Genomic DNA, 22,917 nt, shown 5'->3' with positions numbered 1-22,917 from the left:
TTTTGGTGCAAAGCTCAGGGCCAATCGCGGCCCTGGGCTTTTGCGCATTCAAGAACACCTACACGGAACGTGAATCAATATGAAAAAGGAAGCCTGCGGATTATTTGGAATTTATGGCCATCCGGAAGCGGCGCGCATGACCTATTTCGGCCTTTATGCCTTGCAGCATCGTGGCCAGGAAAGTGCCGGCATCATCACCTGGGACGGGCAGACCATCCGCGAACAGCGTGGCATGGGTCTGGTCGCGGACGTGTTCGAGGAGCGTCATCTCGGGCATCAGCTCAAGGGAAGCGTGGCCATGGGTCACATCCGCTATTCCACCACCGGGGCTTCGCTGATCCGCAACGCGCAGCCGTTCAAGGTCACCTACAAGGGCATCAATCTGGCCCTGGCCCACAACGGCAATCTGGTCAACACCGTCTCGCTGCGTGAAGAACTGGAAAATCAGGGCACCATCTTTCAGACCACCATGGACAGCGAAGTGATCATGCATCTGGTGGCCAAATACATGAACGGCGGCACCCCCGAAGAGGCCATCGCCAAGGCTTGCAGCCGCATTCAGGGCTCCTACAGCCTGCTCTTCATGGTCGACCAGAAGCTTATCGCCGTGCGCGATCCATGGGGTTTTCGGCCCCTTTCCCTGGGTCGCGTCGGAGATGCCTACGTGCTGGCCTCCGAGACCTGCGCCTTTGATCTGCTGGAGGCCGAATACCTGCGTTGTCTGGACCCGGGCGAGATGCTGGTCATCGAAGACGGCCGGATGATGTCGCATCGCTACATGGAACCCGCCGAAAAGCAGAGCTCATGCATTTTCGAGCTCATCTATTTCGCGCGTCCCGATTCCCTGGTTTTCGACCAGGAAGTCTATAACGCCCGCAAGAGCATGGGCAAAATTCTGGCCCAGGAATGCCCGTGCGACGCCGATTTCGTCATGCCTTTCCCGGATTCGGGGGTGTATGCGGCCGTGGGCTACGCCCAGGAGTCGGGCCTGCCGTTCGAGGCCTGCATGATCAGAAACCATTATGTCGGCCGTACCTTCATTCAGCCGACCCAGGGCATGCGCGACTTTTCTGTTCGCGTTAAGCTCAATCCAGTGAAGTCCATGATCAAGGGCAAGCGCGTGGTCATTGTCGAGGACTCCATCGTACGCGGCACGACCATCCGTACCCGCGTCAAGCAGCTCCGCGAACTGGGCGCCAAGGAAATCCACATGCGCGTAAGCTGTCCTCCGATCCGCTATCCCTGCTACTACGGCATCGACTTTTCCTCCAAGGGCGAGCTCATCGCGGCCAACCATTCCGTGGCCGACATCGGGCGTTATCTGGGGCTCGACAGCCTGCACTACATCACCATCGGCGGACTGCTCAAAGCCGTTCGTGGGCCGGAAAACTTTTGTCTGGCCTGTTTCAACGGCGCCTATCCGGTCCTGCCTGACGAGGGCCTCGGCAAGCTCTCCCTGGAGTGCTGCTAAATGGCGGGGGCAGGCACGCAGACAGACTGGCTGGCCAAGGCTCGGGAGGTGCTCGATATCGAGGTCAGCGGCCTGATCGCTGTTCGTGATCGTCTGGACGACTCTTTTGTGCGCGCCCTTGAGATCATGGCCGGCTGTTCGGGTCGGGTGGTCATCACTGGACTCGGCAAGTCCGGGCTGGTCGGCCGCAAGATCGCCGCGACCCTGAGCAGCACCGGCACCCCGTCCTTTTTTCTGCATCCGGTGGAAGGCGCTCACGGAGATCTGGGCATGATCCGTCATGAAGACGTCATCGTGGCCATCTCCAATTCCGGCGAGACCGACGAGTTGAACAACATCCTGCCCAGCCTCAAGAGCCTGGCCGGGCATGTCATCTCCCTGACCGGAGGAACACAATCGACCATGGCCCGGTTGTCCGACGTGGTCATCGACACCTCGGTACCGTGCGAGGCCTGCCCGCTAGGGCTTGCCCCTACGTCCAGCACCACGGCCGCTCTGGCCGTTGGAGACGCCCTGGCGGTTTGCCTTATCGACTGGAAGTCCTTTGCCCTGGATGATTTTCGCCGTTTTCATCCCGGGGGAGCCCTGGGTCAGCGCCTGACCAGAAAGGTCGAAGAACTGATGCGTTCCTCCCAGCTGCCCGTGGTGCCCAGCGGGGCGTCCCTGGAGCAGGCCCTCGCCGTGCTCAATGCGGGCGGTCTGGGCTGCGTGTGCGTGCTGGACGGAGAGGGACATCTGCTGGGCCTTTTGACCGACGGCGACGTGCGCCGCCTCGTCTGCGCCAATCGGCTCGTCATGGACGCAGTGGTGAACTCGGTCATGACCGCTTCGCCCTTGCGCGCCACTTGCGGACAGAAAGCCGCCGAAGTGCTCGACATCATGGAGTCCCGGGCCATCACCGTGTTGCCCGTGGTCGCCTCCGACCAGACCCTGACAGGCATGGTGCACATGCACGATGTGCTGGGTCAGGGCCGAGTCAAGTTTTCACGTTCCTGAAAAAAAGGGACGCTTCCTTTCAAACACATTTTTTCCAAACAAGTATGAACGATACATCCACTATACATCCAGACGTCTGCGGGCGCTGCGCTGCCAGAGGCCGAACGTGCTGCACGGTCGCCAGCGGAGACGAGGAATTCTGTTTTCCCATATCCAGCCCTGAAATGAACGCCATCCGTGGCGCCGGACAGGGCGGGGACGATTCCTTCGTGCTGGTCGCAAATACCCCCGGTTTTGTTGAACAGCTCGCCCTGCTCATGCCCGACCGCGACATCGCGGCCACATTTCCGGGACAGGGTTCGCATTGGCGCCTGGCCACGACCCCGCAAGGCGAATGCACGTTTCTGCGGCACGACGGATGTGCTCTGGATCGGAGTGTGCGCCCGCTCTACTGCCGGCTTTTTCCACTTTGGCAATTTCACGGGCAGTTGACCTGGTTCACTGCCTCCGAATGCCTGGCCAATGAAGAATGCGCCTCTCTTGCGACCATGATCGAAGCGATGAATACAAGCCGCGCGGAGGTCAGGGCCCTGTTTGGCGAAATGTGCTCGAAGCTGGGGCTTGAGCCGGACGTGAAGGTGAAGTCATGAAAGTTATGAAGGTATTTCTGGTGCTCATCGTGCTGGGCGCATTTCTTGCCGCGGGCGGGGGAATTGGCCTCTACTACTGGGCCCAGGAGGATCTGCCCGGGTTCACGAAGCTCAGCGACTATTCGCCGGCCCTGGCCACGACGGTCCGGGCCCGGGACGGACGGATTCTCGGTTATTTCTACCGTGAAAAGAGATTTCTCATTCCCCTGTCGATGATGAGCCCGATCACGGTCAAGGCCTTTCTGGCGGCCGAGGATTCCGGATTCTACCAGCACGAGGGCGTGGACCTGCCGGGAATTTTCCGGGCGGCCGTGAAGAACGTCATTGCCGGCGGCATCGTCCAGGGCGGCAGCACCATCACCCAGCAGGTCATCAAGTCCATGCTGCTCACGCCCGAGCGCAGCTACGAACGCAAGCTCAAGGAAGTCATCCTGGCCTATCGCCTGGAAAAATATCTGAGCAAGGATGAAATCCTGACGATCTATCTCAACCAGATCTATCTCGGCGCCAAGGCCTACGGAGTGGAAGCCGCCGCGCGGGAATATTTCGGAGTGAACGCCTCCCAGCTGACCCTTGCCCAGGCGGCCCTGCTGGCCGGGCTGCCCAAGGCTCCCTCGCGTTACTCGCCCTACGGCAACCCCGAGCGTGCCAGGGAGCGACAGCTCTATGTCCTGGCCCGGCTGAGGGACCTGGGCTGGATCGATCGCCTGCAATACGAAGCCGCCGTGAACGAACCCCTGGTCTACGGGGCGCAGGAAGATCCGTCCTGGAAAGTGGGGCCCTACTATCTTGAGGAAGTGCGGCGGCAGCTGGTCGAAAGCTATGGCGAAGACATGGTCTACGGCGGAGGGCTGCAGGTGCGCACCGCCATGGACATGGACCATCAGGTCGTTGCCGACCAGGCTCTGCGGACCGGTTTGGTTGAAACCGCCAAGCGTCACGGCTGGCAAGGGCCGGTCAAACATATCGACGAGGGCGAGTACGAGGATTTCCTGGCCGCCCGAAAGGCCGGTGAGTCCAAGCCCGGGGCCTGGATGCAGGTCCTGGTCACGGGCGTGGAAAAGGCCGGGGCAAAGGTGCGGTTCGGTTCCGAGTCGGGCATCGTTCCGGTGGCATCCATGAGCTGGGCCCGGGTGCCCAACCCCAAGCTGGCGCCGGAAGAGGCGGGCAAGGTCAGCGATGCGCGCAAGGTGGTCAAGCCCGGAGACGTGATCTGGGTTTCGGTGGAGGAGATTTCACAGGACAAGCCCTGGAAGCTTCAGCTCGAACAGGAGCCCAAGGTCGAAGGCGCGCTTGTATCCATTGATCCCCGGAGCGGGGAGGTGCTTGCGCTGTGCGGCGGTTACGATTTTTTCCGCAGCCAGTTCAACAGGGCGACCCAGGCCCTGCGCCAGCCCGGATCGGCCTTCAAGCCCATCGTCTATTCGGCGGCGCTGGATAACGGCTTCACCGCCGCCAGCATTGTCCTGGACGCGCCCATCGTCTATCAGGACGGAAGCGGGGAGATGTGGAAGCCCGAAAATTTCGAAGGTATTTTCTACGGGCCGACGCTACTGCGCACGGCCCTGGTCAAATCCCGTAACCTGGTCACCATCCGCGTGGCCCAGCAGGTGGGCATCCAGAAGATCGTCGAACGCGGCAAGGCCCTGGGGCTGACCGGAATCATGGAACCGAATCTTTCCCTGGCCCTGGGATCGGGACAGTTCACGCCGCTCAACCTGTGTCAGGCCTATACGGCGTTTCCCCGTGGCGGCACCAGCATCAAGCCCCGGCTGATCGAAAGCGTGGTCTCGCCTTGGGGCGAGCAGCTCTTTTCGGCCACCGAGGAAGCGACCGAGGCCATCTCCCCGGAAACCGCCTATATCATTTCACATCTGCTGCAGCAGGTCGTGCAGTCCGGGACGGGCGCGCGCGCCAAGGTTCTGGGACGGCCCGTGGCGGGCAAGACCGGCACCACCAACGAAGAGCAGGATGCCTGGTTCATGGGTTTCTCCCCCTATCTGCTGACCGGGGTCTGGGTGGGCTACGATCAGATCAGGCCCATGGGCAAGTACGAGACCGGCGCACGTGCCGCCCTGCCCATCTGGATCGATTATCGGAGCAAGGTCGAACCGGGTTACCCGGTGCAGGATTTTCAGGTACCTCCCGGCATCGTCATGGCCCGGGTGGATGCGCGCACGGGCCGACTGGCTGGTCCGGGCACGGCCGAAGCCTACATGCTGCCCTTCGTGAACGGCACGGAACCGCTGCCGAGTGCTGGCCTGGACGAGCTGGACGCCGATCCGGGCTCATCAAATGCGGGCGGGGAAAGTCTGCTCAAGCAGATTTTCTAGAGGTTTTTGTTTCATGCCCCAAGGTCTCGCCCGGACCTGTCACACGGGGACGGGAAATTGCTCCCTGCCCGTGTCGTCAAGGCACGGCGGGAGATTCCCGCGGGGCAGTCAACCCGTCTTTTCAGCACGGCACGGAAATTCATGACCATTCTTCAGGAAGCAAAAAGCATTCTGTGGCGTTCGGGGCGCATCAGCCTCGAACTCTACAAGATCATGATCCCCATCATCGTCGCGGTCAAAATCCTCCAGGAACTCGGGCTCATCGCCTGGCTCGCCCTGCCCCTGGCTCCGGTCATGCATCTGGTGGGCCTGCCCGGGGAGATGGGGCTTGTCTGGGCTACGGCGCTGGTCAACAACATCTACGGGAGCATGATCGTTTTCGTGTCCCTGGCCGGACAGCACGATCTGACCGTGGCGCAGGTCACGGTGCTCGGCGTCATGATCCTCATCGCCCACGGACTTCCCGTGGAGTTGCAGATCGTGCGCAAGTCCGGTCCGCGAATCGGCTTTCAGGCCCTGCTGCGCATCGGCGGCGCCCTGGTGCTGGGCTGGCTTTTGTCCCGGATCTACGCCTGGGGAGGCTGGTTGCAGGAGAGCAATGTCCTGCTTTGGCAGCCCAAGCCGGAAAGCGGCGATCTGCTGGTCTGGGGACTTGGGCAGGTGGAGAACCTGGCCATGGTGTTCGTCATTATCCTGGCCTTGAGCACGCTGATGCGCGTGTTCACGGCCATCGGACTGACGGGACTGTGCGTGCGGCTGCTGGCTCCGCTCCTGCGCGTGCTCGGCATCGGTTCCGAGGCCGGGACCCTGACCATTGTCGGCATGATCATGGGTCTGGCCTATGGCGGGGGCATGATCATGCACGAAGCGCATTCGGGCAAGGTCGGTTCCAAGGACATCTTTTCGTCGCTCAGTCTCATGGGGCTGTCCCATTCGGTGTTCGAGGATACGCTGCTCATGGTCGTCATCGGAGGCCATGTCTCCGGGCTGCTCTGGGCGCGGATCATCTTCACCCTTGTCGTCATTGCGCTTCTGGTGCGCGTGGTCGCATGGCTGGGGGATGATTTCTTTCATCGCCATCTTTTCAAGCCCGTCGAGGTCTATTCCAAGCCCGAACCCTGCTGCCCGGGCGCCATCGTCCCGGACAGGAAATGAGCTCGCGGATACCTCTTTCAAAGCTAATCAAGGCGTATAAATCATGACCCATTCCAGGCGTCTTCAGGACCTGAAAAATCTCATGCAGGGGCAGGACATCGACGCCCTGCTCGTGGTCCATCCGGCCAATCGGTTTTATCTGTCCGGGTTTGAGCTGCATGACGGGCAATGCAACGAGAGCTCGGGCTGTCTGCTGATCCGCTTGAACGGGCCGGACTGGCTGCTGACCGACGCCCGTTTCACGGAGGAGGCCCGGCGGCACTGGGCAGGCGAACACGTGCACGTCTACGGGGCGCCGCGCGTTGAAAAGATTGCCGAGTTCGTGAAGAGCCTCGGCATAAGCGAACTGTGGGTTGAAACCCATGCCATGTGCGCCGGCATGTATCTCGAGCTGGGCGGGATGCTGTCCCTTCATCAGGCCCCGCGTCTGGTGGAAGAGCTGCGCACGGTGAAGGATGGCGAAGAGCTGGCCAGGCTCAGGGCATCGTGCGCGCTGAACCATCGCGTCTACGAAGCCCTGCGGCCGTTGCTTGTGCCCGGGGTCACGGAGCGGGAAGTGGCCTGGATGCTGGAGAAGGAATTTCGGGAAGGAGGTGCCGAGAGTCTCAGCTTCGCCCCCATTGTCGGGTTCGGCCCCAATGGCGCCTTGCCGCACGCCACTCCCGGAGAGGCGCGCCTTGAGGCGCAGACTCCGGTTCTGATCGACATGGGCGGAAGGCTTGACGGGTACTGTTCGGACCAGACCCGGACATGGTGGATCGGGGACAAGCCCACGGAGGAGTTCAGACGTACCCTTGCGCTGGTGCAGGAGGCGCAGTCCCTGGCCATCGCCAGGGTCGCTCCGGGCGTGAGCACCGATGAACTGCACGCCACGGCCAGGGAGTTTTTCGCGCGGCACGGGGTGGCCGAACATTTCACGCACTCCCTTGGCCACGGCATCGGCCTTGAAACGCACGAGGCCCCGGGAGTCGGTCCTGTTCGACCGACGGTGCTCAGACCCGGCATGGTCATCACCGTGGAGCCGGGCCTGTATTATCCAGAGTGGGGTGGGGTGCGCTGGGAACACATGGTCGTGGTCACCGGGGACGGTCATGAAGTGCTCTGAGCCGTTGCCACGGGACCCGCGCAAGTCAAGGCCTCGAAAGCCCCGCAAGGAGAAGAACCCTGCGCCGGCATGCCTGTCCAGCATGGTTCTTTACGCCGAGGTGCCCCGCAACCGGATCGCCCTCTACCGATTTTTGCTCGAAGGCTACGACAACCTGGCCATCATGAGCGTGGTCGACCGCTACCGGGCCGTGATCAAGCTGCGCTTCACGCCCGGCGCCCAGCGGACCCTGCGGGAGTTGCTGGAAGCCCAGGGCGCGAAAATCGTCGAGCCGCCTGGATGCTCAGTCGACTAGACCGAAGAAGTCTCTCGCGTTGTCGCCGCAGCGCGCCCACAATTCATGCAGGTCCTCGCCGCGAAGCTGGGCGATTTCCCGGGCCGTGAAGCCCAGCAGGGCGGGTTCGTTGCGTTTGCCGCGGTAGGGCTCCGGGGAGAGATAGGGGGCGTCGGTTTCAAGGAGCAGCCTGTCCGCCGGGATGATCCTGACCGCTTCGCGCAGGGCCTCGGATTTGGCGTATGTCACCGTGCCGGGCACGGAGACGTGCCAGCCGCGACGGATCAGTTTTTCGGCCCACATCGGTCCGAGGCCGAAGCAGTGCCAGAGCAGGGGCCGCCCGCCAAGACCCATGGCGTCCAGGATTTCCAGGCAGTCTTCTTCAGCGTCGCGGCAGTGGATGACCACCCGCTGATCCAGTTCCAGGGCCAGTTCCAGCTGGCGCCGGAACCAGTGCTGCTGGGTGTCGCGCGGGGAGAAGTCATAGAAGTAGTCAAGGCCGATCTCGCCCACCGCGCGCAGCCTTTGATCAGTCGAGAACGCCTGGCGCATGTCCGCAAGATCGGCTTCCGTCATTTTCGCGGCTTCGTGCGGATGCACTCCGAGCAGGAAAAAAACGTCGTCGTGCCGCTGAAAAAGAGCTCGTCCTTGGCGGTAGGCCTCGGGGCCCAGAAAGACGTTGCCCACGGTGCGCACACCACAGGTCAGGGCCCGCGCCAGGACCGCGTCCACATCGTTGTCCCGGCCGTCAAGATGGGCATGGCTGTCCGCCCCCACCGGGGATAGACCCAGGGTTTCGGGGAGCTGCCGCTCTTTTTTTTTGCTCATCGCTATTTCTCGCGCAGGCCCTGGTCCCATTTTTCGACAGCGATGGCTTCGTCGATGAGCATGACCGGGATTTCCTCGCGAACGGGGTAGACCAGACCGCAGGCGGCGCATTTGAGGCCTTCTTCCTGACCGATGAGTGTAAGGTCGCCCTTGCATTTGGGGCAGGCCAGAATTTGCAGAAGTTCCTTGTTCAAGGCCATGATTCCTCCACATGATGAATGGTAAGATGTTGAAGAGGGGCTTATCCTGAACGAAAACGCGTTACAAGCTAACAGATGCCACCCGGTCCTTGAGTTTTCAAACCAATGCGATACAACCGCACCCATGATGCATGGCGATAAAATAATCTCCGGGGGGCCGGTGCTGCTCTTCGACGTGGGCAACACCAACGTGAAGCTTTGTCTGGCGGATGAAAACGGCCTTGGCCGGACCTATTCCCTGCCCTCCACCAATCGGGAAACCTCCGATTCCCTGGGCCTTCGCATCTCAGGCATCTGCGCCCGCGAGGGTGTGGCCGAGAGCGAGGTGCGGGCCTGGGTGCTGTCTTCGGTGGTGCCGCCCATGAACAGCCTGCTCAGGGCGGCTTGCACGGATTTTTTTTCCTGTCCGGCCCTGTTCGTGCCCGGCGACATCGCGCTGCCGCTTGAAAACCATTACGCAAGGCCGCAGGAGGTGGGTGCGGACCGCCTGCTGGGCGGTTTTGCGGCGCGGACCCTTTTTGACGACACGACGCTCATCGTTGTCGATTTCGGTACGGCCACGACGTTCGACTGCGTGCAGGGTGGGGCGTACCTCGGCGGGCTCATCTGTCCCGGCGTACTCAGTTCGGTCACGGCGCTCGGCACCCAGACCGCAAAGCTGCCCCAGATCAGCCTGGAGCTTGACAGTGAAGACCTGGACATCGGTACCAGCACCCGGCAGAGTCTCAATCACGGCGTGCTGTTCGGCTTCGCGGCCATGCTGGAGGGTCTGACCGCGCGGCTCAAGAAACGACTGGACGCTCCCGATGCCCGCGTCATTGCCACGGGCGGTTTCGCCCCGCACCTGGCAGCCATCACCACATGCATCGACAATCTGGCCCCGGACCTGCTCATGCAGGGCCTCTTGGCCGCATATTTTCAGAAACATTCACCAAGGAACGCAAGGGAGCAATCATGAGCACCATCACAGGTATTTGGGCCAGGGAAATTCTGGATTCCAGGGGCAACCCCACGGTTGAAGTGGAAGTTACCCTCGAGTCGGGCGCCACGGGCCGCGCCGCCGTGCCTTCGGGCGCGTCCACGGGCGCGCGTGAAGCCCTCGAACTGCGTGACGGAGACGTCGACCGCTATGCCGGCAAGGGCGTGGAGCAGGCCGTGCGCAACGTCATGGAAGAGATCGCCTCCGAGATCATCGGCCTTGAAGCCATCCGTCAGGTGGAGGTGGACCAGGCCCTCATCGAACTGGACGGCACCGAGAACAAGTCCCGCCTTGGCGCCAACGCCATGCTCGGCGTATCCATGGCCACGGCCAAGGCCGCCGCGGAATTTTTGGGCCTGCCGCTCTACAAATACATCGGCGGCATCAACGCCAAGGTTTTGCCCGCGCCCATGATGAACATCATCAACGGCGGAGCCCACGCGGCCAACAACCTCGACATCCAGGAATTCATGATCCTGCCGCTCGGTGCGGCCAGCTTCAAGGAAGCGCTGCGCATGGGTGCCGAGACCTTCCACACCCTGAAGAAAATTCTGCACAAGGACGGCCTGGCCACCTCCGTCGGCGATGAGGGCGGGTTTGCCCCCAATTTCGCCAGCCACGAGCAGGCCTTCACGTACATCATGAAGGCCATCGAGGAAGCCGGATACGAGCCCGGTAGCCAGATCGCCCTGGCCATCGACGCCGCCGCCTCGGAATTCTACAAGGACGGCAAGTACCATTTCGCCGGCGAGAACAAGATCCTGACTGCACGCGAGCTGACCGACTACTACGCGGACCTGGCCGGAAAGTTCCCGCTGGTGTCCATCGAGGACGGCCTGGCCGAAGCGGACTGGGACGGATGGGAAGTCCTTTCCGACGTGCTGGGCGACCGCCTGCAGTTGGTCGGCGACGACATCTTCGTCACCAACCCGGCTCTTTTGGCCGACGGCATCATGCGCGGCGTGGGCAATGCCATCCTCATCAAGCTCAATCAGATCGGCACACTGACCGAGACCATGGACTGCATCGAAATGGCCAAGGAAGCTTCGTTCGCCACGGTCATCTCGCACCGCTCCGGTGAGACCGAGGACAGCTTCATCGCTGACCTGTCCGTGGCCGTGAATGCCGGGCAGATCAAGACCGGCTCCCTGTGCCGCTCAGACCGCATGGCAAAGTACAACCAGCTGCTGCGCATCGAGGAAGACCTGGATTCGCAGGGCGTTTATTTCGGGCCGGCCATGGCCGCCAACTGGTTTGACGAAGAATAGCAACCCTTAGGCGCACTTTGGTGCGCCTTTTTTATTTCAGCCGAGGACACCATGCATATCATCGACGGAAAAAAGACGGCCGCCATCATCCGTCAGGAACTCAAGGATCAGGTCGCGGTGCTGACGGCCAGGCATGGGCGCGCGCCCGGACTGGCAGTGATCCTGGTCGGCGGCGATCCGGCCTCTCAGGTCTATGTCCGCAACAAGGAGCGGGCCTGCGAGGATGTGGGCATCATCTCCAAGGGCTTTCGCCTGCCGGAGGATATCCCTCAGGCGCAGCTGGAAGACACGATCATGTTCCTGAACAACGATCCCTCCATTGACGGGCTGCTGCTGCAGCTGCCCCTGCCCAAGGGCCTGGACAGCCAGCGCTGCCTTGACCTGATCAGCCCCTCCAAGGATGTGGACGGCTTTCATCCCGTGAACATGGGGCGCCTGGCTCTGGGCCTGCCCTGCCTGCGTTCCTGCACGCCGGCGGGAATCATGACGCTCATGGAGCGTCACGGCATAGACGTGTCCGGAAAGAAGGCGGTCGTCATCGGGCGCAGCAACATTGTAGGCAAGCCTTTGGCGCTCATGCTGCTGCAGAAGAACGCGACGGTCACGGTCTGTCACTCCCGGACCCGGAACATAGCCGCCGAGGTGTGCACCGCCGATATTGTCCTGGCCGCGGTGGGCATCCCCAAATTCGTCACGCGCGACATGGTCAAGCCCGGAGCCGTGGTCATCGACGTCGGTATCAACAGGACCGAGCATGGCCTGGTGGGGGATTGCGATTTTGAAGGGTTGCAGGACGTGGCCTCGGCCATGACACCGGTGCCCGGCGGAGTGGGCCCCATGACCATCGCCCAGCTTCTGGTCAACACGCTCGAAGCCTACGTGGAGCACGTGGGCTGAAGGCTTCATAAAAAGCAAAGGGGCCGTCCCTGGCCCCTTTTCCGCATTTTCTTTTTTCGCGCCGCTGGGTTCAGTCGATGATGACCCCTGCGTAGCCCACCACTCTCGACATGTCCCCGTTCACATCGCCCGAAGTGGCGTAGGCCACCAGTTCCGCCTTCTTCGCGCCCTGGATGTTGGCCAGGTGCATGCCCAGCGTCATGGGCAGCACGCCGCACATGGAGATGTTCTCCTCGCGTACCTTGCCGTAAAAGCCCATTGGATCCAGGGCCAGGATGCGATCCAGCGCGTGCTGGTCGATGACGCGGGTTTTTTCGTCGGGCGCGAAGTGGTTCATGTCCGAGCTGACCACCACGGACACTTCCCGGCCGAGGTTGTTGAGCACTTCGGCGATCTTGGCCGCCGCGCCGCCAAGCTTGTGCGGTCGGGGGTCGCCCACGGCGATGGGGATGATGCGCATGGCGGGGTTCTTGGCCCACAGGAAGGGCAGGATGACTTCCAGGGAGTGTTCCTGCAGGTGGGCGACGCGGTCGGCGACCAAGGCCGGCTCTGCCGCCAGAAGAGCGGCGGCCAGTTCGGCATCCACATCCATGGCCGCGCCGGGCAGCAGCCACTTGCCGTCCGGCCATACGGCCATGGGAGCGCCCATGCCTGTGTGGTTGGGGCCAAGCAAGAGCACCGTGTCCGTAAGCTTGGCCCGGGCCAGGGTCTGACCTGCGACGCCGCCTGAAAAGACATGGCCGGCATGAGGGACCATGACCAACTTTGTGGTTTTTTCGTTTTCCTTTTCACCGCGCATGCACGCCTGCACAGTTGCCAGCCACTGGTCCTGAAGTCCGGCATAGAACTGGCCCGCGACAACGGGCTCGCGATCAAAACTCATGTTTGCCTCCTAGCGAAATTTTTGGACTTCCCTTTCGATACGTATTCCTTCGAGTTCAGCGGCAGCCATACGACCATGCAGGGAATTTGGGAAGAGCTCTTTGAGGCGGTTCAAGTTTTCCCGCCATTTGTCATTTTCCGAGTTCTTCCTGAAAAGCATGGCCTTGCGATAGGTGTGCGCGGGCCAGCTTGGGTCGTTTTCGGTGATGTAGCCGTCGTATTCCAGGGTCCAGGCCAGAGCGTCCTGGGCGCGGCCCCCTTTGTCGGCGGCCTGGATAAGGAGCTCCAGTGTTTCCTTGAGCTTGGGAATGTCGTTCTTTTCTTTTTGAAACAGTGCGAGGGCCTCCTGTCCCAGGATGGTGGCCTGCTCCAGATTTCCTGCGCCCAGCGCTTCCCGGCCCAGAAAGTAGTGGGCGTAACCCCGTTGCGTATCGGTCAGCCCCATGTCCGTGGCCAGCTTGGTCCACAGCGGCTGCGCGCTGGAGGCCTGCTCCAGTTTTTCATGGGCCAGGGCCGTCGCGTAGTCCACCTGCCGCTGCCGCTCCTGCCCAAGATTCCAGGATGCAACCACTTTGGACAGCTCCAGGATGTCCTGCCACTGTTGCAGTTCCACCTGCATGGCCAGGGTCACTTCCAAGCCCTGCTCGGAAAATTCTCCCCGGGGAGCGGGGCCGAAAACGAACGGCCTGGCCATGTCCAGTGCTTCCTGCGAGCGCCCGGTCTGCATGAAGGCCGTGGCCACGATCAGCCGGATTCGGGGGTCCAGGTCGCGGTCCTGATACTGGTTTTCGTGAGCGCCCCAGTGCAGTGCGACACCCTCGAAATCTTCAAGCTCAAGGTCGTTGGTGAGCCAGTCCCGGAGAGCCGTGTCCGCCACTTCCCGCGCCTTGGGAAGCAGTTCGTGCTCCGGGTAATCGGCCTGAAAACGCAGAATCTCCTTCAGGCTCGCATCATACTTCTTGTTCCAGAGTTGCCACATGGCCAGCTTGAGCCGTGCCACGGGAGCAAGGGGGCTGTCCGGGTGCTCCAGGATGCTGTTGTAGATCTGTTCGGGATTGGATTCGGGACGGCTGAATACGGGATTCATGTCCGCGATGCTCGGCTGGTCGAGAACCCCTTCCTCGGCCAGGCGCATCCTGGAGATGAGGCCGCCCTCCCTCGACGGGTAAGCTTCGGATGTGCGGTGATATATTTCACGGGCCGCGTCGAGGTCGTTTTCCTTGAGCAGGATGTCCCCGATACGCGCCATGGCCACGTCCACGTCCGGGGCGTCGGGAACGAGGTTGGCGTAGGCCCAGAAATAGTCCTTGGCCCGGGTCGGATTGTCGCTGAGCATGGCGGCATACCCGGCGGACATCAGGAATGACGGGTCGCTCAGGTAATAGCCTGGCCAACGTTTTTCGATGCCGTTCACGATCTCCAGGGCCTTGTCGAAATACCCAAGTCCGGTGAACGCCCTGAGCAGTCCGACCGTGCTCGGCTGTACGGCCAGGCTCATGGGGAAGTTTTGGATCGCGTATTGGAAATGTTCGGCGGCCCGGCCGTAGTCCTTGAGCCGCAGATAGTGCTCGCCCCAGTAATAGTCGATCATGGCCACCCGGCGATCGTCCGGGTACTTCCTGCGCAAGAGGTCGAAATAGCCTTTTGCTTCGGGCACGTTGCCCACGAAGAGGTGCAGGTATCCAAGACGGGAGAGGGCCTCGGGCACATTGCGCGAGTCCAGGTTCGAGTTCTTGGCGGCTTCGTAGGCTTCCTGGATCGAGGCGAAATTGCCTTCAAGATCATTAAGGCCTTCCTTCATGGTGATGTCGGCCAGGGTATAGAGCAGTTCCTCGTGCAGCGGTTCGGGAATTTTTGGGTGCTCGATCATGCTTGTCACCGCCGCTCGCCCCGCTTCGAGGTCGCCAGTGAGCAAGGCGCTCTGGGCAGTTTTGTACAATTCTTCGAGCTCGGCGGTGCTGTTGTCTTCCAGGCCGGTTCCGGATGCGTTGGATACATTTGATGCGTTGAATTCGGCAGATTCGCCTGGTTCGGCTGTTTCGCTTGTCGCGCCAGTCATGTTGAATTCGCCGGAGGCATTTGGCGCGCTCGCGGGCTGGCTTGCCGGCGCATCCACCGATGCGGGTTTGGGCAGTATGGGTTCAGGCTCAATGGTGGCTGATGGCCCGGGGGACTGCGCGGAGGATTGCGCCGTGTCGGCGTTCTCACTGGCAGGCCTTTGCGTCGTTGTGGGGCCGTCAGGAGTCGGCGGCACGGCGGTGGCCTGGTCTGTTTCAGACGGCGTCACTTTCTCATCGGGCTGGTCCTCGGCCTTGATATCAGTCTGATTGACCTCCGTGGAGGCAGGTCCCGTGATCTTGATCTGCGTCAAGAGCGGCGTTGCATTCCGCCCGGATGCAGTTACGCCGGGAGACTGGGACGCGGGAGTGACCTGTTCGGGAGCAACGGCGTTGTCCCCCGTCTGGACTGCTGGCGATTCCCGGTCGTGTATGGGTGTCGTCGAGGCGCGGTCGATGGGGCGGCGAAGCACCGATTGCGCGGGTTCCTGCGCGAGGTCCTGTGTTTTCTGATCCTGTCCGGGACGCACAATTCTGCTGCGTACGGAGGCCAGTCCCGAAAGGGACGAGCCTTCCGCCGGGAGGTCCGGCGGATTGTCACCGGAGGCAATGTCCGGTCCCGATGCCGCGGATGAATTCATGGTTGTCTGCGTCGGGGGAACCGCGTCTTGAGCAACACTCCCCTCGATCAGGTCCGGGGTGGCGTTGACGGCTGTGGCGCTTTCATCGGCGCCCGGTGTGGGCGCGGTCGGTACCTGGGGTTGGCCCGGCTTGATTTCGGGCTCATACGGCGCGGGGGGGTACAGCTCGATGGCAATTTCCTTGCGCTTGGGATCGGTGGAAGATGACAAAATGAAGTCGCCCGAGCGCGTCTGAATGAAAACGCCTTCCGGGCTGATCTGGACCTCTTTTATGAGCTCGGAGGAAGAGAGGTCAGGGATTATCGGCGTGCGTTCATTTTGCCAGAAGCTCCCGGGAATGGGGATTTGAATCTGCGTCAGGCCTCGCTGCCTGGGTTCGGCCACGGGCAGGGATTTGTCGAACCTGAAGACAAGCTCTTCGCCGATTGGAAGCTTGTTCCACGTCAGAACAGCGCCATGGGCGGCGTGCAATGGTATCAGGCCCAGAATGGCCGGGACGAGGAGCCAGATCAGGCTGGCAAGGGGGCGTATGCGCACGGGGTGCTGTAAGCAAGAATTGGGCACAATATCATAACATGTTCTTTTTTTTCAGCTTCTCGATAAGGGTGGTCCGTTTGATGCCCAAAACTTCGGCGGCCTTGTTCTTGACCCCGTCAACCTCACCGAGGGCCTCGCTCAAAAGGCGCTCCTCGACCTGGTCCAGGAATTCCTTCAGGCCGAGCTGCTGGTCCCGCAAGTCCTGGAGTTCGGGCCAGCGAAAGCATGTATCGATCACCGGTAGGGGGCGTTTTGGCACCTCGACGCCCGTTTCACGCAGGATTTTGTCGGGCAGGTCGACAATGCCTATGTGGTCGGAATCACACAGGATAGACATGCGCTCCATGAAATTTTCCAGCTCGCGCACGTTGCCGGGCCAGGAATAGCGGGCCAGGATCTCTCTTGCGTCATCGGCCATCTCGAGAATGCATTGGCGGCGATTCGCACAGAAATGCTTCAGAAAATGGTGCGCCAGCACCAGCACATCTCCGCCGCGATCGCGCAGGGGGGGCAGGGTGATGGGGATGACGTTCAGGCGGTAGAAGAGGTCTTCGCGGAAGGTGCCCTTGCGGACTTCCTCTTCCAGATCGCGGTTGGTCGCCGCGACCACACGCACGTCGGCCTTGATGGTTTTCCCGCCTCCGACCCTCTCGAATTCCCGCTCCTGCAGCACGCGCAGAATCTTGACCTGCAGGGACAGATCCATCTCGCCTATTTCATCCAGGAACACTGTGCCGCCGTTGGCCATCTCGAAGCGGCCGATCTTGGTCCGGATGGCATGGGTGAAGGCGCCCTTTTCATGCCCGAAGAGTTCCGATTCCAGCAGTTCTCGCGGGATGGCCCCGCAGTTGATGGGCACGAAGGGCTTGTCCGCCCGGCCGCTGTTGCGGTGCAGGGCGCGCACAAGGAGTTCCTTGCCGGTTCCGGATTCTCCCGTGACCAGCACCGTGCTGTCCGAAGGGGCCACTTTGGCGAGGATCCGAAATACCTCTTGCAAGGCGGAACTCTTTCCAATTATTCCACAGGTATCAAATGACATGGCCTCTCCTGGAGCGGGAATGGGCTTGAACTCTGTTCTGACAATGCCTAACTGTCAAGATTATGACAGAAAAGCAACTCCAAAAATGCAACATCTCTTGAAATTTCCCTCCGGGAGTCGTAGCGCCGTATTTGTCGCCCGCGAAAAACGTTTTCTGGTCCACGTGTTCGTGGATGGAAGACCCGTGACCGTGCACACCAACAACTCAGGGTCCATGCTCGGTTTGCTGCGTCCCGGCATGGAAGTGTTCCTTTCCCCGGCAGCTTCCCCGAAGCGGAAATTGCCCTACACCCTGGAGCTGGTCCGCCCCTGCGGGGAATGGGTCGGGGTCAACACCTCGACCCCCAACCGGCTGCTCAAAAGAATGTGGGAGACGGCGACCGTACCCGAACTGTCGGGCTATGACCGCTTCCTGCCTGAAGCCGTGCACGGGGATTCGCGCCTTGACGCCAGACTCTCAGGGCCGCGCGGGGAGCTCTGGATCGAGGCCAAGAACGTGACTATGGTCGAGGATCGGGTGGCCTGCTTTCCGGACGCGGTGACCACGCGCGGCCAGAAGCATCTGCTTGAACTCATGAGCCTGGCTGAAAGCGGGGTGCGTGTGGGTGTTTTTCTGGCGGTGCAACGTCCGGATGGCAGGTGCTTCGGCCCGGCGGACTTCATCGACCCCCGTTTTGCCGAGCTTTTCTGGATGGCCGTGGACCGGGGCGTGGAGTTCTGGCCCCATGTGGTACATGCAAGTCCCGAAGGCATTGCCCTGGGGCCACGGCTGCCCCTTGTTCCAAGAAATCAAACCGTATCCGGATAATCACGTATGAAAGACCAGCTTGTTAGAGTAATTTCCGATGAAGCCAATGTGCGCGCCATGGCCTGTCTGACTACCGCCACTGTGAGCGAGGCCTGCGCCCGGCACGCCACCCTTCCGACCGCTTCCGTGGCCCTGGGCCGCGCCATGACTGGGGCCGTGCTCCTGGGCGCGCTCCTCAAGGGGCGGCAGCGCGTAGCCCTCAAATTCGAGGGCAACGGTCCGCTGGGCAAGATCGTGGTCGAAGCCGATCCCATGTGCCTCGTGCATGGCTACGTGGGCAACCCTGCGGTGGACCTGCCGCTCAAGGACGGGCGCTTCGACATCCCCGGAGCCCTGGGACGGGCAGGCCTTTTGACCGTGACCAGGGACCTGCAGCTCAAGGCTCCCTACCAAGGCGTCGTCAATCTGGTGTCGAGCGAAATCGCCGAGGATATCGCCTATTATCTGACGGATTCGGAACAGACGCCTTCGGCCATGGGCCTGACCACCATTCCCGATGAGCATGGCGGAATCGCCGTGGCCGGCGGATTTCTGATCCAGTCCCTGCCTCCGGCCAACGAGGAGGCTCTTGATGCCCTGATGCGGCGGATAAAGGACCTGCCTCCCCTGGCCAAGATGCTTCTGGAAGGAGCGACCCCAAAAGAGGTGCTGGACAGGATTTTCGGGGACATTCCCTTCGAGATTCTCGGTCACCAGGATGTGGCCTTCCATTGCGGCTGTTCCCGCGACCGCATCGAACAGGCGCTTATCACCCTTGGCGTGGAAGAAATCCGCGAACTGGCCGAGCGCGCCGAAGGCACGACCATCACCTGCGAATTCTGCCGTGAGCCGTACGTGTTCACCCCGGATGACCTGTTCCGGCTGGCCGACGAGAGGCATTAGAAGCAAAATGTCTCCGGAGGGCCGGGGGGGTGTCACCTGTACCCCGTTTAGGGGGGCTGATTTCATGGTGACGGGATTTTATTCCGCCTTGGGGATGGTGGCGATCAATGGACGTGAAAAAGGCCGCTTACCAGTCGGAAAGCGGCCTTGCTGTCTCGTGAGTTCCAAAAATAATCAGACCATCATGTTGATGATCACGCCGGTCATGTCCAGTTGGGTATGCAGTGCGGCCGCGTTGGCGGCGAAAGCGTGCTCGTTTTCGATCATCTGCACCATTTCCGTGGCCAGATCGGTGTTCGATCCTTCGACCAGCATCTCTTCGTAGCGCAGGCCCTCATCGGTCTCTACGTACTCCCCGCCAGGCACCAGCGGCCCGGCGGCAGTATTCTCATAGACATCCTGAACCCGCACTCCCTGATCATTCGGGCCGGTTTCAAGCTCCACCCGGCTGGAACGAAAGCCGTTCGTGTTCATGTTGGCCACGTTGTCGGCCGCGACCTGCTGGGAAAAACTGATGGCCTGCATGGCCTGAACATTTTCCATCATGACGCACCTCCAATCATATCATCTAACGCGGGCAGGGCTTCAGTCAAGACCTGCGTGGCCAGCGTCGGTTTCCTCGTCCATCTGGTCGATGCAGGCATAGGCGCTGTGGTTGTGGATGGATTCAAAGGATTCCACCTCGACCTTGAAACCCTTCACCTTGGGGTGGGCGGCGAGGCGCGAGGCCGCCCCCCGCACCACATCCTCGACGAAGGTCGGGGCGGCGAAGGCCGCTTCGGTCACATACTTCTCGTCCTCGCGTTTCAAGAGCGCGTAAACCGGCGAAGAGCCGGATTCCTGCGCAATGGCGATGAGATCTTCAAGCCAGAGCATGCCCATGCATTGCGCCTCGATACGGACCATGGCCCGCTGGCTGTGGGCCCCTTCGCGGGATATCGCCTTGGAGCAGGGGCATACGGTCATGACCGGCACTTCCACGCCCAGCATCAGGCTGACCTCGCCATCGCGCAGCACCCCGCGCAGAAAGCAGGAATAGTCCATGAGCGCAGGGCTGCCAGTAACCGGGGCGCGCTGTTCCAGAAAATAGGTGAAAAGAAAGCACAGGTGCGAGCTTTTGGCCTGCAGGCGGTCACGCAGATCCAGCAGCAGGTTTTTGCAGCTGTCCGCGTCCAGGGTTTTGTCCATGTCGCGCAGGGCTTCTAGGAACCTGCTCATGTGCGTGCCCTTGAACTCGGCAGGCAGATCCACGCTGAGGTCCACCCGCGCCACGGTGTGCAGCCGTCCCTTGGCCCGGTCGCGCACCGTCAGGGGAATGGACAGGTTCTTGACTCCCACGCGGTCGATGCGCAGGGCCACTTCCGCCGGGCCGCTCTGTACGTCGCGCATCAGGTCAGGTCCTGTCCGGTGGTGGCCAGATTGAGTTTGCCGTGCTTCACGCCCTTGGTGGAGATGAGCCGTTCGGCGGTAGCCTTTATGTCCTGGCCTGGTCCTCTCAGGATGAGAACTTCCATGCAGTTGTGGTGGTCGAGATGGATGTGCAGGGACGTGACGATGACATCAAGGGATGAATGCTGGATTTCGGTCATCTTCTGCGCGAGGTCCGAATGATGGTGGTCATAGACCAGGGTCAGGGTGCCGACCATCTCCTTGTTCAGGTCCTCCCATTCCTTCTGCACCAGGGTGCCGCGGATAAGGTCGCGGATGGCCTCGGAGCGCGTCTGATAGCAGCGCTCTTCGCACAGCGAGTCGAATTTTTCCAGCAGATCGGAGTCCAGGGACACTCCAAAACGAATAGTCTGACCCATTTTTTCTCCTTACATCACTAATGGTCGGGAAAGTTCCCACACGTTGACCGTCATGCGAGCCTGCTCAAAGGGGACCACTTCCTGGCCCTGGTTCCTGACCCGCCAGCCCCGGCGGGAAAACCTGGACCACACCGTGCTCGACACGGTCCGCTCGGGATCTCCGAACCAGACCTTGCCGCCCGGAGCCAGGCTGCGCAGTAAAAGATTCTCCAGTGGTTCGAAAAACCGCTGCTCGTAGAAAATGTCGCCGCCCCAGATGCGGTCGAAGCATGCCGGCGCAAAGCCCGGTCTGTTCCAGTCCATGCACACCCAGAGTGGCGAAGGCACGGAGTTGATGCGGGCGTTTCGGGATGCAAAGTGCAAGGCGTCGCGCTCAAAGTCCATCCCGACAACCTGCGCCCCAAGGCTTGAAGCCACAAGGGCGGACAGGCCCAGGCCGCAGCCCAGATCCAGGCATCTGTGCCCTGTCAGTTCCTGCCGGACCAGCCAGCCGCAAAGGGCCAGGGTCGCGGGCCAGAGTTCCACCCAGTACGGGATGTGCTCTTCGGCTTCCGGGTCGTCCTCGGCCATGGATTGCCAGAGGGACTCAAGGTCCGCCGGGCGTTCCAGGGTCCAGGACCTGCCTGCGGCGGTCACCTTGAGCTGTCCAAGGGGCTCGATGGCTTCAGTCATCGGCGTCGGGTTTCATGCCTGCCATCATCTGTCCGATGCGGTCAACGCGATGCCCGTCGTCCGCAGGAAACGTGTCCACGATGGCCCCTCCATACATGACCGCGACGCGATCAGCCAGAGCCAGGGCCTCGGAGAGGTCCCCCGTGACGAGCAGTATTCCGGCCTCTTCGCGGGCCGCGAGCAGGGTGCCCCAGACTTCTTCGATGGCCGAAACGTCAAGGCCCTGGGTGGGCTGTTCCGCCACGATGAGACGCGGCCTGCGGTGAAATTCCCGCGCCAGGACCATCTTCTGCAGATTGCCGCCCGAAAGCTGTCTGGCCTGGCAATGCACATCGGGGGGGGAGACCTTGAATTGACGGACCAGTTCCTGGGCCACCGCCTTTGCCTTGTCGCGCTGCAACCAGACGGAAGAAGAGTAGCCCTGGCGTGTGGTCAGCAGAAAATTGTCGACCAGATCCATGCCTCTGCATACAGCCAGGCCCATGCGGTCCTCGGGGATGTAGCTCAGGCCGCCTTGCCAGGCCGGTTCGGAGAAAAAGCTCTGCCAGCTCTTGCCGAGCACGTTGACCTCGCCTTTACGGGGCTCCTTCAAACCGCACACGACTTCGACCAGATCCTTCTGGCCGTTGCCGGCCACGCCAACCACGGCCAGGATCTCTCCCTGCCTGAGGCTTAAGGAAACATCCTTCAAGCTCTCGGTGCTGACATCCTGCATGCGCAGCACGTTCTGCCGCAGCTCCATGGGCTCGCGGTGCACTTCCAGCAGCACTTCCCGGCCGACCATGCGTCGGGCCAGGTCGGACTGGGAATGCACGTCGTCGGCCAAAAGCTCGTCAACCACTTCTCCCCTGCGCAGGATGGCGATCTCGTCGGCCAGGGCCATGACCTCGCCCAGCTTGTGGGAGATGTAGACGATGGCCTTGCCCTGGGCCGCCATGCTGCGCAGGGCCGTGAAGAGCTGCTGCGCCTCCTGGGGCGTGAGCACCGCCGTTGGTTCGTCGAAGATGAGGATGCGGCTTTGACGTTGCAGGAGTTTCAGGATTTCAACCCGCTGCTTCTCTCCCATGGACAGGTCCGCCACGCGGGCGGCCGGGTCGATATCCAGGCCGAAGCTTTTCGCCAGCGCCCGGACCTGCTCGCGCATTTCTCTGGGAGAGAGGAAAAAACCCGGCTCCTGGCCCAGAAAAACGTTCTCGGCCACGGTCATGGCCTCCACCAACATGAAATGTTGGTAGACCATGCCGATCCCGGCCCTGATGGCGTCCTTGGTCGATCGCAGCGCGCTCTCGTGGCCGTCGATCAGGATCTGACCGTTGTCGGGCAGGTAATGTCCGGCCAGAATGGACATAAGCGTGCTCTTGCCCGCCCCGTTTTCGCCAAGCAGCGCTTTTATGCGGCCCGCGTGGATGTCCAGGCTGATGTCGTTGTTGGCCCGCACCGCGCCGAAGACCTTGGTGATGCCGCGCAGACTGACCGCGGCCGTGGAAGCTGACAC

22 protein-coding genes are annotated in these 22,917 nt (G+C 61.6%); 12 read left to right on the top strand and 10 right to left on the bottom strand.

Annotated elements, in window-relative coordinates; genetic code table 11:
• The first annotated feature begins 79 nt into the window (after nucleotides 1-79).
• From CVU60_06015 to CVU60_05985, 7 genes are all read left to right on the top strand, one after another.
• Nucleotides 80-1,471 carry an amidophosphoribosyltransferase gene (locus tag CVU60_06015; GenBank protein ID PKN42542.1) on the top strand — a complete coding sequence of 464 codons (1,392 nt, stop codon included), beginning with the start codon at nucleotides 80-82 and terminating at the stop codon, nucleotides 1,469-1,471.
• Entirely contained in the window at nucleotides 1,472-2,467 is a 996-nt protein-coding gene (locus CVU60_06010; protein ID PKN42541.1) for a KpsF/GutQ family sugar-phosphate isomerase, read from the top strand. It begins immediately after the preceding gene.
• Between the two features lie 164 nt (nucleotides 2,468-2,631).
• Nucleotides 2,632-3,057 carry a hypothetical protein gene (locus CVU60_06005; GenBank protein PKN42540.1) on the top strand — a complete coding sequence of 142 codons (426 nt, stop codon included), beginning with the start codon at nucleotides 2,632-2,634 and terminating at the stop codon, nucleotides 3,055-3,057.
• The gene (locus CVU60_06000) at nucleotides 3,054-5,390 is read left to right on the top strand and encodes a penicillin-binding protein (GenBank protein PKN42539.1); all 2,337 of its coding nucleotides are present in this window, start codon (nucleotides 3,054-3,056) and stop codon (nucleotides 5,388-5,390) included. Before CVU60_06005 ends, CVU60_06000 begins: the two co-directional genes overlap by 4 nt.
• A 141-nt stretch (nucleotides 5,391-5,531) precedes the next feature.
• The gene (locus CVU60_05995; protein ID PKN42538.1) at nucleotides 5,532-6,545 is read left to right on the top strand and encodes a hypothetical protein; all 1,014 of its coding nucleotides are present in this window, start codon (nucleotides 5,532-5,534) and stop codon (nucleotides 6,543-6,545) included.
• A 43-nt stretch (nucleotides 6,546-6,588) separates the two neighbouring features.
• On the top strand, nucleotides 6,589-7,650 hold the full coding sequence (locus tag CVU60_05990; protein PKN42537.1) for a peptidase M24 family protein: 1,062 nt from the start codon (nucleotides 6,589-6,591) through the stop codon (nucleotides 7,648-7,650).
• Nucleotides 7,637-7,945, top strand: coding sequence for a DUF4911 domain-containing protein (locus tag CVU60_05985; protein PKN42536.1), 309 nt, complete (start codon nucleotides 7,637-7,639; stop codon nucleotides 7,943-7,945). Before CVU60_05990 ends, CVU60_05985 begins: the two co-directional genes overlap by 14 nt.
• Here CVU60_05985 and CVU60_05980 read toward each other — a convergent pair.
• Both CVU60_05980 and CVU60_05975 read right to left on the bottom strand, forming a co-directional pair.
• The gene (locus CVU60_05980; protein PKN42535.1) at nucleotides 7,934-8,752 is read right to left on the bottom strand and encodes a TatD family deoxyribonuclease; all 819 of its coding nucleotides are present in this window, start codon (nucleotides 8,750-8,752) and stop codon (nucleotides 7,934-7,936) included. The two genes, CVU60_05985 and CVU60_05980, sit on opposite strands and share 12 nt — an antisense overlap.
• 2 nt (nucleotides 8,753-8,754) lie before the next feature.
• Nucleotides 8,755-8,952: a hypothetical protein gene (locus tag CVU60_05975; GenBank protein ID PKN42534.1), complete on the bottom strand. Its 198-nt coding sequence runs from the start codon at nucleotides 8,950-8,952 to the stop codon at nucleotides 8,755-8,757.
• A gap of 127 nt (nucleotides 8,953-9,079) precedes the next feature.
• Here CVU60_05975 and CVU60_05970 point away from each other — a divergent pair, with 127 nt between their 5' ends.
• Genes CVU60_05970 through CVU60_05960 form a run of 3 tightly spaced genes read left to right on the top strand, consistent with a single transcriptional unit; the run spans nucleotide 9,080 to nucleotide 12,096 of the window.
• Nucleotides 9,080-9,910, top strand: coding sequence for a pantothenate kinase (locus tag CVU60_05970; GenBank protein PKN42591.1), 831 nt, complete (start codon nucleotides 9,080-9,082; stop codon nucleotides 9,908-9,910).
• Nucleotides 9,907-11,199, top strand: a complete 1,293-nt coding sequence (locus CVU60_05965; protein ID PKN42533.1) for a phosphopyruvate hydratase — start codon at nucleotides 9,907-9,909, stop codon at nucleotides 11,197-11,199. Before CVU60_05970 ends, CVU60_05965 begins: the two co-directional genes overlap by 4 nt.
• A gap of 51 nt (nucleotides 11,200-11,250) precedes the next feature.
• Nucleotides 11,251-12,096 (top strand): bifunctional methylenetetrahydrofolate dehydrogenase/methenyltetrahydrofolate cyclohydrolase FolD, encoded by an 846-nt coding sequence (locus CVU60_05960; GenBank protein PKN42532.1) that lies wholly within the window; start codon nucleotides 11,251-11,253, stop codon nucleotides 12,094-12,096.
• A gap of 70 nt (nucleotides 12,097-12,166) precedes the next feature.
• Here the strand turns inward: CVU60_05960 and amrB are convergent, their stop codons facing one another.
• From amrB to CVU60_05945, 3 genes are read right to left on the bottom strand one after another with little or no spacing between them, the layout of a single operon-like run.
• Nucleotides 12,167-12,979, bottom strand: a complete 813-nt coding sequence (gene amrB, locus CVU60_05955; protein PKN42531.1) for an AmmeMemoRadiSam system protein B — start codon at nucleotides 12,977-12,979, stop codon at nucleotides 12,167-12,169.
• 9 nt (nucleotides 12,980-12,988) lie between these two features.
• Nucleotides 12,989-16,213 (bottom strand): hypothetical protein, encoded by a 3,225-nt coding sequence (locus tag CVU60_05950; protein ID PKN42530.1) that lies wholly within the window; start codon nucleotides 16,211-16,213, stop codon nucleotides 12,989-12,991.
• 31 nt (nucleotides 16,214-16,244) lie between these two features.
• Nucleotides 16,245-17,252 carry a sigma-54-dependent Fis family transcriptional regulator gene (locus tag CVU60_05945; protein PKN42529.1) on the bottom strand — a complete coding sequence of 336 codons (1,008 nt, stop codon included), beginning with the start codon at nucleotides 17,250-17,252 and terminating at the stop codon, nucleotides 16,245-16,247.
• Between the two features lie 85 nt (nucleotides 17,253-17,337).
• On the opposite strand from CVU60_05945, the gene sfsA reads away from it, so the two are divergent.
• Together sfsA and CVU60_05935 are read left to right on the top strand one after the other, a co-directional pair.
• Nucleotides 17,338-18,060, top strand: coding sequence for a DNA/RNA nuclease SfsA (gene sfsA / locus CVU60_05940; protein PKN42528.1), 723 nt, complete (start codon nucleotides 17,338-17,340; stop codon nucleotides 18,058-18,060).
• A gap of 6 nt (nucleotides 18,061-18,066) precedes the next feature.
• Nucleotides 18,067-18,942, top strand: coding sequence for an Hsp33 family molecular chaperone HslO (locus CVU60_05935; GenBank protein PKN42527.1), 876 nt, complete (start codon nucleotides 18,067-18,069; stop codon nucleotides 18,940-18,942).
• Nucleotides 18,943-19,116: 174 nt separating this feature from the next.
• Here the strand turns inward: CVU60_05935 and CVU60_05930 are convergent, their stop codons facing one another.
• Genes CVU60_05930 through CVU60_05910 form a run of 5 tightly spaced genes read right to left on the bottom strand, consistent with a single transcriptional unit; the run spans nucleotide 19,117 to nucleotide 22,917 of the window.
• Nucleotides 19,117-19,488, bottom strand: coding sequence for a hypothetical protein (locus CVU60_05930; protein PKN42526.1), 372 nt, complete (start codon nucleotides 19,486-19,488; stop codon nucleotides 19,117-19,119).
• A 39-nt stretch (nucleotides 19,489-19,527) separates the two neighbouring features.
• A complete protein-coding gene (locus CVU60_05925; GenBank protein ID PKN42525.1) occupies nucleotides 19,528-20,331 on the bottom strand; it encodes a GTP cyclohydrolase I FolE2 in 804 nt (267 codons plus the stop codon).
• Nucleotides 20,331-20,750: a nickel-responsive transcriptional regulator NikR gene (locus tag CVU60_05920; protein ID PKN42524.1), complete on the bottom strand. Its 420-nt coding sequence runs from the start codon at nucleotides 20,748-20,750 to the stop codon at nucleotides 20,331-20,333. Before CVU60_05920 ends, CVU60_05925 begins: the two co-directional genes overlap by 1 nt.
• Nucleotides 20,751-20,759: 9 nt before the next feature.
• Nucleotides 20,760-21,422, bottom strand: coding sequence for a methyltransferase (locus tag CVU60_05915; protein PKN42523.1), 663 nt, complete (start codon nucleotides 21,420-21,422; stop codon nucleotides 20,760-20,762).
• Nucleotides 21,415-22,917: an ABC transporter ATP-binding protein gene (locus CVU60_05910; protein PKN42522.1), complete on the bottom strand. Its 1,503-nt coding sequence runs from the start codon at nucleotides 22,915-22,917 to the stop codon at nucleotides 21,415-21,417. The genes CVU60_05915 and CVU60_05910 overlap by 8 nt, the downstream gene beginning before the upstream one ends.

The organism is Deltaproteobacteria bacterium HGW-Deltaproteobacteria-18 (assembly GCA_002841885.1).
In the GTDB taxonomy this organism is placed as follows: Bacteria; Desulfobacterota; Desulfovibrionia; order Desulfovibrionales; family Desulfomicrobiaceae; genus Desulfomicrobium.
Note: the sequence above shows the minus strand (reverse complement) of the source record. Positions and strands in the feature narration are given on the sequence as shown.

What these genes read in the sequence shown, in the direction of transcription:
- CVU60_06015 (PKN42542.1), top strand. Translation starts at nt 80, where the DNA reads ATGAAAAAGGAAGCCTGCGGATTATTTGGAATTTATGGCCATCCGGAA.
- CVU60_05980 (PKN42535.1), bottom strand. Translation starts at nt 8,752, where the DNA reads ATGAGCAAAAAAAAAGAGCGGCAGCTCCCCGAAACCCTGGGTCTATCC.
- CVU60_05945 (PKN42529.1), bottom strand. Translation starts at nt 17,252, where the DNA reads ATGTCATTTGATACCTGTGGAATAATTGGAAAGAGTTCCGCCTTGCAA.
- CVU60_05925 (PKN42525.1), bottom strand. Translation starts at nt 20,331, where the DNA reads ATGCGCGACGTACAGAGCGGCCCGGCGGAAGTGGCCCTGCGCATCGAC.
- sfsA (PKN42528.1), top strand. Translation starts at nt 17,338, where the DNA reads ATGCAACATCTCTTGAAATTTCCCTCCGGGAGTCGTAGCGCCGTATTT.
- CVU60_05990 (PKN42537.1), top strand. Translation starts at nt 6,589, where the DNA reads ATGACCCATTCCAGGCGTCTTCAGGACCTGAAAAATCTCATGCAGGGG.
- CVU60_05920 (PKN42524.1), bottom strand. Translation starts at nt 20,750, where the DNA reads ATGGGTCAGACTATTCGTTTTGGAGTGTCCCTGGACTCCGATCTGCTG.
- CVU60_06010 (PKN42541.1), top strand. Translation starts at nt 1,472, where the DNA reads ATGGCGGGGGCAGGCACGCAGACAGACTGGCTGGCCAAGGCTCGGGAG.
- CVU60_05995 (PKN42538.1), top strand. Translation starts at nt 5,532, where the DNA reads ATGACCATTCTTCAGGAAGCAAAAAGCATTCTGTGGCGTTCGGGGCGC.
- CVU60_06005 (PKN42540.1), top strand. Translation starts at nt 2,632, where the DNA reads ATGAACGCCATCCGTGGCGCCGGACAGGGCGGGGACGATTCCTTCGTG.
- CVU60_05960 (PKN42532.1), top strand. Translation starts at nt 11,251, where the DNA reads ATGCATATCATCGACGGAAAAAAGACGGCCGCCATCATCCGTCAGGAA.
- CVU60_05985 (PKN42536.1), top strand. Translation starts at nt 7,637, where the DNA reads ATGAAGTGCTCTGAGCCGTTGCCACGGGACCCGCGCAAGTCAAGGCCT.
- CVU60_05930 (PKN42526.1), bottom strand. Translation starts at nt 19,488, where the DNA reads ATGATGGAAAATGTTCAGGCCATGCAGGCCATCAGTTTTTCCCAGCAG.
- CVU60_05975 (PKN42534.1), bottom strand. Translation starts at nt 8,952, where the DNA reads ATGGCCTTGAACAAGGAACTTCTGCAAATTCTGGCCTGCCCCAAATGC.
- CVU60_06000 (PKN42539.1), top strand. Translation starts at nt 3,054, where the DNA reads ATGAAAGTTATGAAGGTATTTCTGGTGCTCATCGTGCTGGGCGCATTT.
- CVU60_05965 (PKN42533.1), top strand. Translation starts at nt 9,907, where the DNA reads ATGAGCACCATCACAGGTATTTGGGCCAGGGAAATTCTGGATTCCAGG.
- CVU60_05970 (PKN42591.1), top strand. Translation starts at nt 9,080, where the DNA reads ATGCATGGCGATAAAATAATCTCCGGGGGGCCGGTGCTGCTCTTCGAC.
- CVU60_05915 (PKN42523.1), bottom strand. Translation starts at nt 21,422, where the DNA reads ATGACTGAAGCCATCGAGCCCCTTGGACAGCTCAAGGTGACCGCCGCA.
- CVU60_05935 (PKN42527.1), top strand. Translation starts at nt 18,067, where the DNA reads ATGAAAGACCAGCTTGTTAGAGTAATTTCCGATGAAGCCAATGTGCGC.
- amrB (PKN42531.1), bottom strand. Translation starts at nt 12,979, where the DNA reads ATGAGTTTTGATCGCGAGCCCGTTGTCGCGGGCCAGTTCTATGCCGGA.